The sequence below is a fragment of the Shimia sp. genome, assembly GCF_041624275.1.
GTDB lineage: Bacteria > Pseudomonadota > Alphaproteobacteria > Rhodobacterales > Rhodobacteraceae > Shimia.
The window spans coordinates 1-8,885 of record NZ_JBFJVE010000135.1 but is presented as its reverse complement, the minus strand read 5'-3'; the positions used below and the strand labels follow the sequence as shown (position 1 = coordinate 8,885).

The window sequence follows — 8,885 nt, the reverse complement described above, 5'->3', positions numbered from 1 at the left end:
TGTCTTCGGCGACCATCCAGCGTTCGCGGAACAGGACGAAGTCTATATTGGCGGTGCCGGGCTGGCCCGAGGGGGCGGTGAGCACGGTGAAGATCGACGGGTCGGGGTGGTCGAACAGGATCGCGCCGACCGGGCAATAGGCGCGCAGGTCGTATTTGTAGGGCGCGTAGTTGCCGTGCCAGGCGACCACGTCGAGCGGCGAGTGGCCGATCTCGGTGCGGTGGAACTGGCCGCACCATTTGACGGTGACGGTCGAGGGCACTTCGCGGTCTTCATAGGCCGCCACCGGGGCCTTGAAGTCGCGCGGGTTGGCCATGCAGTTGGCGCCGATCGGGCCGCGGCCCGGCAGTTCGAATTTCTGGCCGTAGTTCTCGCAGACAAAGCCGCGCGCCGGCCCCTCCAGAACCTCGACGCGGTACAGAAGGCCGCGCGGCAGGATGGCGATTTCCTTGGGTTCAAGGTCGATGATCCCAAGCTCGGTCGAAAAGCGCAGCACGCCTTCCTGCGGCACCACCAAGAGTTCGCTGTCGGCCGAGAAGAAATAGTCATCCTCCATCGAGGTGTTGACCAGATAGACATGGCTGGCCATGCCGACCTGGGTGTTGACGTCGCCGGCGGTGGTCATGCTGTGCATGCCGGTGATCCAGGTCAGCGCCGCGTCGGTATGGGGCAGCGGATCCCAGCGGTACTGGCCAAGGCTGGTCACATCCGGGTCGACATGGGGCGCCGATTTCCAATGCGGCACGTCGATCTTGGTGTAGCGGTGCGAATGTTTGACCGAGGGGCGGATGCGGTAGCACCAGGTGCGTTCCGGCGGATTGGCGGTAAAGGCGGTGCCCGAAAGCTGTTCGCCGTAAAGCCCGTAGTTGCATTTCTGCGGCGAGTTCATGCCCTGCGGCAGCGCGTCGGGCAGGGCCTCGGTTTCGAAATCATTGCCGAAACCGGGCATGTAGCCGGCGTGGGGCCCTTCCATCGAGGGGGCCATCCGCATGCGGGTCGGGGCGGGGTCTCTGGTCATCATTGCGCGCTCCTGGGTCGAATTTAGTTGCTTTGATAATAGTTCGTTTTGTAACTAACAAGCAAAGGAGCGCAAAAAAATGTCCGAGGAAGATGATTTCGACCTGACGGCCTTTCTGCCGTATCTGCTGAATCAGGCGGCCGAGGAAAGCAGCCTGACCTTCACGCAACTCTATAAAAACAAATACGGAATGCTGCGTACAGAGTGGCGGGTTCTGTTCCACCTTGGCGCTTTCGGGCAGATGAGGGCAACCGATATCGTGACCCGGGCGCGAATCCACAAGACCAAGATTTCGCGCGCTGTGACCAAGCTGGTGGAAAAGCGATTCGTGGTCCGGGCGCGCTCCGAGGACGACCGGCGGCAGGACTTCCTGACCCTGACCCCGGCGGGCCGGGCGGCCTATCTCGACCTGCGCGGCGCGGCGGCGGCCTATGACAGGGCCATGTCGCGGAAGTTCACCGACGGAGAGGTGCGCCTCTTGCGGATGATGCTGAGGCGGCTGGCCGGGATCGAATAGGCGGCGGCGCGGCACGGGCCGTGGCGTTCAAAGCCGTTGGTGGCCTTTACTTGCGGGCAAGGAAAGGCGACAGAGGGCCTGTTGTCTTTTTCGCAAAGGGGGACGGGGCCATGGGCTCGGACAGTGGTGAAAGCGGGCTGGACCCCGAGGATTGGCAGGGCTTCCGCGCGGCGGCCCACGAGATGCTGGATGCGGCGCTCGACCGGATGCAGGGCGCCGGTGAGGGGCGGGTCTGGAGCCCTTTCCCCGAAAGCGAAAAGGCGGCCTTTCGCGCCCCCCTGCCGCGCGCGGGCGGTGGCAGCGACGAGGTGCAGGCGCGGATCAGGGCGCTGCTGCCCTATGGCGTCGGCAATACCCATCCGCGTTTTTTCGGCTGGGTGCACGGGGCGGGCACGCCGTCGAACCTGATCGCCGAGATCGCGGCGGTGGCGATGAACGCCAATCTCGGCGGCCGCGACCACGGTGCGATCTATGTCGAAAAGCAGGTCATCGCCTGGTGCCGCGAGATGTTCGGCTTTCCCGAGACCGCCAGCGGGCTGGTGGTGTCGGGCACCTCGATGGCGACCATCGTGGCGCTGAAGACGGCGCGCGACCGGGCGCTGGATTTCGGCAGCCGCAGCCAGGGGATCGGGGCCGCGCGGCTGGTCGGCTATACCTCGGAGCAGACCCATTCCTGCGTTGCGCGGGCCTTTGACATTCTCGGTCTCGGCGCCGATGCGCTGCGCAAGATCCCCACCGACGAGGCCTTTGAAATCGACCTCTGGGCGCTCCGGGGGGCGATCGCTGCCGATCGCGCCGCCGGCCTGCGCCCCTTTGCGGTGATCGGCACCGCCGGGGCGGTCAATGTCGGCGCCATCGACGATCTTGCGGCGCTGGCCGACATCGCCCGCGACGAGGGGCTGTGGTTCCATGTTGACGGCGCCTTCGGGGCGACCGCGATCCTGAGCCCCGAGGTGCGCCCGCGCCTCGACGGGCTGGAACGGGCCGATTCGCTGGCCTTTGATTTCCACAAGTGGATGTAGGTGAGTTATGACGCCGGCTTCGTGCTGATCCGCGAGGAGGCCGATCACCGGCGCGCCTTTACCGAGCGCCCCGACTATCTGGTGGCGACCGAGCGCGGCCTGTCGGCGGGCAACCCCTGGCCGGTGGAATACGGGCCCGAACTGTCGCGCGGTTTCCGGGCGCTGAAGGTCTGGGCGCAGCTGGCCGAACATGGCACCGACAGGCTCGGGGCGCTGGTCGATCAGAACTGTGCCCAGGCGGCCCATCTCGGGCGCCTTGTCGCGGCCGAGGAGGTGACCGAGCTGATGGCGCCGGTGGCGCTGAACATCTGCTGTTTCCGCGTCCGGGCACCGGGGCTGGACGATGCGGCGCTGGACCGGCTGAACGACGAGATCGTCATGCGCCTGCACGAGAGCGGCATTGCCGTGCCCTCGACCACGCGGCTGCGGGGGCGGCTGGCGATCCGGGTCAACATCACCAACCACCGCACCCGGATGGCGGATATCGACCTGCTGTTCGACGCGGTGCTGACGACGGCGCGGGAGGTGACCGGCGCCGGCTGAGCCGCGCCTGCCCCCCCCGCGTGAGGGGCGCGGCGGCGGGGCTCAGAAGTCGGCGTCGACGCCGGGCAGATTGAGCGCCTTGATCAGGTCGCGCAGTTCCTGACGCGCGGCGACGTTGGAGATATTGAGCTGCTTGACGCCGATGTCGCGCAGATCCAGCAGGGTCAGGCCACGCGGGAACAATTCGCGGAAGATCACCCGCTCGTTGAAGCCGGGGGCGACGCGGAAGCCGATGCGCCGCGCCAGATTGTCCAGCGCCTTGCCCATCTTTTCCTTGTTGACCATCTGCTGGGCGCCCATGCGGTTGCGCAGCACCACCCAGTCGATCGGCTTCAGCCCGGCCTGGGCGCGCAGCTGGCGGGCGTTCCACACCATCTCGGAATAGACCGAGGGTCCGAGGATCTTTTCCGCCATGTTGTCGGTGCGCGCCAAAAGGTCGAAGTCGACGAAACTGTCGTTCAGCGGCGTCACCAGCGTGTCGGCCAGCGAATGCGCCACCTGGCTGAGCCGGGTATGCGAGCCCGGGCAGTCGATAAGGATGAAGTCGCAGTCGGGTTCCAGCGTTGCCACGGCGGCCGACAGGCGGAGGTCATAGATGTTCTCGCCGGGCTTGAGGCTGGCCGGGTCGATCTCGGGCAGATCGTGGTAATCGGGGCTCGGCAGCGAAAGCTCGGCTTCCTTCATGAAGGCAAGGCGGTTTTCGACATAGCGGCCAAAGGTCTTCTGGCGCAGGTCGAGATCCAGCGCGCTGACCTTGTGCCCCATGCGCGCCAGGGCGGTGGCGATATGCATCGAAACGGTGGATTTGCCGGCACCGCCCTTTTCGTTCCCCACGACAATGATATGCGCCATGATCCGTCTCCGCTCGATCAATTGCTGCTGCTGCCTGCGCTCTGTGGCGCGATTGAGGTCTTATGCACACTATATGTTGTGGCTGGCAAGAGGGGAAGCATGTGCGCCCGCCTGCCGCCGCCCTGTCGCATTTGCATCACGGGGGACGGCGCGCAAGGGCCTGCCGCCGGCTCAGCGCCTTTTGCCGGGCCGCCGGGCCGATCCGGCGGGCGGTTTGCCGGCGTCGCGGCCGCGCCGGGTGGCCGCGCCGGGTTTCGGCCCCTGTTTCGGCCCCTGTTTTGCGCCCTGTGTCGCGCCCTGTGTCGCACCGGTCTGCCGGCGGGGCGTCGGGCCGGAATTCGGGCCGGATTTCGCGCCGGACTTCGCCCTGGGCTTAGGGGGTTCGGGCGGGCGGCGGTGCATCGGCGCGTGGTTCCAGACCCCGCTGGGCAGGCCATCGAGGGTCCAGTCGCCGACGGCATAGCGGATCAGCCGCAGGGTGGGAAAGCCGACCGCCGCCGTCATCCGCCGCACCTGGCGGTTGCGACCCTCGCGGATGGTCAGCCTGAGCCAGCTGTCGGGCACCGATTTGCGCTGCCGGATCGGCGGGTTTCGCGGCCACAGCCCGGACGGCTCGGCCATCCGCGAGGCCTCGGCCGGGCGGGTGATGCCGTCTTTCAGCGTCACCCCCCTGCGCAGTGTTTCAAGGGCGGCGTCGGTGATCGTGCCTTCGACCTGCACCCAGTAGGTCTTGGGCCATTTGTTGCGCGGATCGGCGATCCGGTGCTGCAACCGGCCATCGTCGGTCAGGATCATCAGCCCCTCGCTGTCGCGGTCGAGGCGGCCGGCGGCATAGACCCCCGGCAGGTCGATGAAATCGGACAGGGTGCGCCGCGTCGTGCCCGCGCTGCCCCGGTCGGTGAACTGCGACAGCACGTCATAGGGTTTGTTGAACAGGATGGTGCGGGGCATCGGCGGGCCTTGGGGTTGCGGTGCCCTTTCCTTAGGGGGCGGCCGGGGGCCTTGCAAGTGGCGGCGTTTTGGCGGCAGAAAGACGCGACCAGCAAGAGGAGCCGCCCGATGGACCCCAAGCAGATGCGCCCCGCGACCCTGGCCGCGCAGGCCGGCGGTGTGATCGACATGCAAAGCGGTGGCATCGTGCCACCGATCCAGCCTTCGACCACCTATGCCCGCGACCGCGACTATGCGCAGATCAACCCCGACAACATGTACCTGCGCTATCACAATGACGCGGTGCGCCAAGCTGAATCCGTGCTCGCCGGACTCGAGGGCGGCTCGGCGGCGCTGCTGTTCCCCTCGGGGATGGCGGCGATCGCGGCGTTGTTTCGCAGCGTGCCGAACCGGGGCCGGGTGGTGGTGCAAAGCGGCATCTACTGGGGCACAACCCTGTGGATCCGCAGTTTCTGCGAGCGCCGCGAGATCGTGCTGTGCGAGGTCGATGCCAGCGATGGCGCGGCGCTGGCCGAGGCCTGCGCCGCCGCGCCGGCGCATCTGGTCTTTGTCGAGACCCCGTCGAACCCGTGGATGAAAAGCGTCGACATCGCCGCTGCGGCGCAGGCGGCCCATGGGGCGGGCGCGCTGCTGGCGGTGGACAGCACGGCGGCCACCCCGATCCTGTCGCAGCCGCTTTCCCTTGGCGCCGACATCGTGATGCATTCCGCCACCAAGGCGATCAACGGTCATACCGCCGTGCTCGGCGGGGTGCTGGTGGCGCGGGAGACGACCCCGGTCTGGGAGATGATCCTGGAGGACCGGGGCGCGGCCGGTGCGGTGATGGGCCCGTTCGAGGCCTGGCTGTTGCTGCGCGGCATGCGCACCCGGCCGCAGCGGGTCAAGGCGATGAGCGCCAATGCCATGGCGGTGGCGCGGTTCCTCGACGATCATCCGGCGGTGGAGACCGTGCTTTATCCCGGCCTGTCCGGCCACCCCTGCCACGCGCTGGCGGCGCGCCAGATGTCGGGCGGCTTCGGCTTCCTGATGTCGATCGTGGTCCGGGGCGGGCGCGAGGCGGCGCTGCGGGTTGCCGGGCGGCTTGACCTGTTCCACCGCGCCACCTCGCTCGGCGGTGTCGAAAGCCTGGTCGAGCATCGCCCGACGCTGGAGCCGCAGTCCGGCCTGCCCGAGGGCATGTTGCGCCTGTCGGTGGGCATCGAGGACCAGCGCGACCTGATCGCCGATCTGGCGCAGGCGCTGGGGCAGTGATCCAAGGGCCGCCCGGCGACAGGCTGGGCGGCGATCGGGAAACCTCGGGGGGGCGTGAAAACCGGCTATACAGTGCGAGTCATCCCTCCTAACGTGGCCGGATGACTCGCACTTCGCATCTCGATAGCCGCTATTCCTGGGCCCGCCTCGGGGTGACGCTTCTGATCGCGCTGATGCTCAATGTCGGCATGTGGTCGGTGATCGTGGTGATGCCGGCGGTGCAGGCCGAGTTCGGCATCGACCGGGCCGAGGCCTCGATCCCCTATACTTTCACCATGTTCGGCTTTGCGCTGGGCAATCTTCTGATCGGGCGGGCGGTGGACCGTTTCGGCGTGGCCTGGTCGATGATCGGTGCGGCGGTGCTGGCGGCGCTCAGCTATGTGCTGGTGGCGCTCAGCGGGTCGGTGATGGCGATCTCGGGGCTGCATTTCTTTCTCGGCTTCGGCACCGCCGCCGGTTTCGGCCCGCTGATCGCCGACATCTCGCTGTGGTTTCACAGGCGCCGGGGCCTGGCGGTGGCCATTGCCGCCAGCGGCAACTACCTGTCGGGGGCGATCTGGCCGATCGTCCTCAGCGGGCTGCTGGCCAGCCAGGGCTGGCGCGCGGTCTATCTGGTGCTGGCGGTGCTGATCGCGGTGACCGTGGTGCCGCTGTCGCTTTTGCTGCGCCGGCGGGCGCCGCTCGAGACCGAGACCGAGGCCACCGCGCCCCATGGCGTTGCTGCCCGTCGTGGCCGGGCGTTTTCGCCCACTGCGCTGCAATGGTTGCTGGGCCTCGCCGGGATCGGCTGCTGCGTTGCCATGGCGATGCCGCAGGTGCATATCGTCGCCTTCTGCGTCGACCTCGGATACGGCCCGGCGGTCGGGGCCGAGATGCTGTCGCTGATGCTTCTGGGGGGGGTCGCCTCGCGGCTGGTGTCGGGCCTGCTGGCGGACCGGCTCGGCGGCGTCGTCACCCTGTTGCTGGGCTCGGCGCTGCAATGTCTGGCGCTGTTCCTCTACCTGCCCTACGACGGTCTGGTGCCGCTCTATGTCATCAGCCTGATCTTCGGCCTGTCACAGGGCGGGATCGTGCCGGCCTATGCGGTGATCGTGCGCGAATACATGCCTGCCCGCGAGGCCGGCGCCCGTGTCGGCTTCGTGATGATGGCGACCATTCTCGGCATGGCGCTGGGGGGCTGGATGGCGGGCTGGATCCATGACGTCAGCGGCAGCTATCAGCTGGCCTTTGTCAACGGCATCCTGTGGAACCTGCTGAATATCGCGGTGATGGTTGTGATCCTGCGGCGCGGGCGCGGTGGCTCGGCGGCGGCGGTGCGGATGGCCTGAGCCGGCGCCGCTTTGCGGCCCTTGCCAATCAGCCCGTCTTGCGGCGCATCCGGCCCCGGGCGCGTGTTGACTCCTGCGGGGCCCTGCGCGACGCCGGCGCCGGCTTTTCCCTTTCGGCGGCCAGCGGCAGGGTCAGCGTGAAGGTGCTGCCTTCGCCGAGGGTGCTGTCGCATTCGAGCCTGCCGCGGTGTTTCTCGGCGATCTGGCGGGCGATGTTGAGCCCCAGCCCGGTGCCGCCGACCTCGCGGTGGTCGGAACTGGCCAGCTGGGTGAATTTCTCGAAGATGCGCTCGCGGTCGGCCTCGGGGATGCCGATGCCCTGATCGGCGACCGAGATCACCGCCGTGTCGCCGGACTTGCGGGCGCTGATCGTGACCCTGGTGTCGGGGGCGGAAAAATTGACCGCATTGGTCAGGAGGTTCTTCATCAGTTCCAGAAGCCGGTCCTGATCGGCACTGACGACCAGCCCGTCCTCGATCGGTGCCAGGTCGAGCGTGATATTGGCCTTGGCGCTCTGGGCGCGCATCAGCTCGGCCACTTCGGGCAGGAACTCGGCCAGCGGCAGAGGTTCGAAATTGAAGCCGACCTCGTCGGATTCCAGTGTCTGCAGCGACAGGATTTCCTCGATCAGGATGCTCAGGCGATCGCAGTTGTCATTGGCGATCTTCAGAACCGAGGCACGTTTTTCCGGCGCCTTGTCCAGGGCGCCGGAGCTGATCAGCCCGAGGCTGCCGGTGATCGAGGTCAGGGGGGTGCGCAGTTCGTGGCTGATGGTGGCCAGGAATTCGGTCTTGGCCTTGAAGGCCACCTTGGTCAGCTGGTGTTCCTTCTGCAATGCCTTCATCTGGTTCAGGTTGTGGCGATAGAGCTTGAGGAAGATCCGCGAGCAGTCGACCACGAAATACATCACGAACAGCGAGGTGAACAGCTGCAGCCACAGGATGTCCTGGATCGGCGGCCAGTCGGCGAGGATGTCATGCAGCGGGATATAGAGAAAGCTCAGCCCGTACATGACCAGCCGCAGCATCAATGCCGGCAGCAGCTGGTGGTTGTTCATCGCGGCGAAGATGCCGGCCGCGAACAGGAAGAACAGCGGCGTGAAATAGGCCGTCGGGCCGGCATTGGTCGCCACCGCGATGATGAAGCCGCAGATCGCGAAGGAGCTGAACAGCGTGCTGGAGACCAGCATCAGCATGTAGCGGCGCCCGTCCTCGAGGCTCCAGTTCTCCTGCCGGATGATGTGGCGTGAAAGGTAGGTGTCGAACAGTTCCGAGACCAGCACCACGACATACCAGGACATCGCGGTGGCCAGATCGAAGTAGGAAGCCGAAAGCACCATGGCGGCAAAGAAGGTGGCGTGGCGCTGCCACACCAGGCTCATGCCGCCGGAAATGTAATCGCGG

The 8,885-nt window shown here is 66.9% G+C and carries 7 protein-coding genes and 1 pseudogene; 4 read left to right on the top strand and 4 right to left on the bottom strand.

Translation table 11 applies throughout. From position 1 onward, the window contains the following. Positions 1 to 1,018 (bottom strand): homogentisate 1,2-dioxygenase (locus tag ABZD10_RS11000; RefSeq protein ID WP_372886490.1); only part of this gene is annotated, 1,018 nt, incomplete at its 3' end. 79 nt (positions 1,019 to 1,097) lie between these two features. Between ABZD10_RS11000 and ABZD10_RS10995 the strand changes: the two genes are divergently transcribed. Together ABZD10_RS10995 and ABZD10_RS10990 are read left to right on the top strand one after the other, a co-directional pair. Next, positions 1,098 to 1,535, top strand: coding sequence for a MarR family winged helix-turn-helix transcriptional regulator (locus ABZD10_RS10995; protein ID WP_372886489.1), 438 nt, complete (start codon positions 1,098 to 1,100; stop codon positions 1,533 to 1,535). A gap of 110 nt (positions 1,536 to 1,645) precedes the next feature. Continuing rightward, positions 1,646 to 3,100: pseudogene (locus ABZD10_RS10990) on the top strand (aspartate aminotransferase family protein). Between the two features lie 42 nt (positions 3,101 to 3,142). On the opposite strand, the gene ABZD10_RS10985 reads toward ABZD10_RS10990, so the two are convergent. Further along, complete coding sequence (locus ABZD10_RS10985; RefSeq protein WP_372886487.1) at positions 3,143 to 3,952, bottom strand: division plane positioning ATPase MipZ; 810 nt, start codon at positions 3,950 to 3,952, stop codon at positions 3,143 to 3,145. 171 nt (positions 3,953 to 4,123) lie between these two features. Next, a complete protein-coding gene (locus tag ABZD10_RS10980) occupies positions 4,124 to 4,903 on the bottom strand; it encodes an rRNA large subunit pseudouridine synthase E (protein ID WP_372886486.1) in 780 nt (259 codons plus the stop codon). 108 nt (positions 4,904 to 5,011) lie between these two features. Between ABZD10_RS10980 and ABZD10_RS10975 the strand changes: the two genes are divergently transcribed. Both ABZD10_RS10975 and ABZD10_RS10970 read left to right on the top strand, forming a co-directional pair. After that, on the top strand, positions 5,012 to 6,154 hold the full coding sequence (locus tag ABZD10_RS10975) for a PLP-dependent aspartate aminotransferase family protein (protein ID WP_372886484.1): 1,143 nt from the start codon (positions 5,012 to 5,014) through the stop codon (positions 6,152 to 6,154). Between the two features lie 101 nt (positions 6,155 to 6,255). Beyond that, entirely contained in the window at positions 6,256 to 7,482 is a 1,227-nt protein-coding gene (locus ABZD10_RS10970) for a CynX/NimT family MFS transporter (protein WP_372886483.1), read from the top strand. 28 nt (positions 7,483 to 7,510) lie between these two features. Here the strand turns inward: ABZD10_RS10970 and ABZD10_RS10965 are convergent. Further along, positions 7,511 to 8,885, bottom strand: a 1,375-nt coding sequence (locus ABZD10_RS10965; protein WP_372886482.1) for a sensor histidine kinase, incomplete at its 5' end; no start/stop codon positions are given.

Bases quoted from the DNA above. Each gene is read 5' to 3' on its own strand.
- ABZD10_RS10980 (WP_372886486.1), bottom strand. From the start codon at position 4,903: ATGCCCCGCACCATCCTGTTCAACAAACCCTATGACGTGCTGTCGCAG.
- ABZD10_RS10995 (WP_372886489.1), top strand. From the start codon at position 1,098: ATGTCCGAGGAAGATGATTTCGACCTGACGGCCTTTCTGCCGTATCTG.
- ABZD10_RS10970 (WP_372886483.1), top strand. From the start codon at position 6,256: ATGACTCGCACTTCGCATCTCGATAGCCGCTATTCCTGGGCCCGCCTC.
- ABZD10_RS10975 (WP_372886484.1), top strand. From the start codon at position 5,012: ATGGACCCCAAGCAGATGCGCCCCGCGACCCTGGCCGCGCAGGCCGGC.
- ABZD10_RS10985 (WP_372886487.1), bottom strand. From the start codon at position 3,952: ATGGCGCATATCATTGTCGTGGGGAACGAAAAGGGCGGTGCCGGCAAA.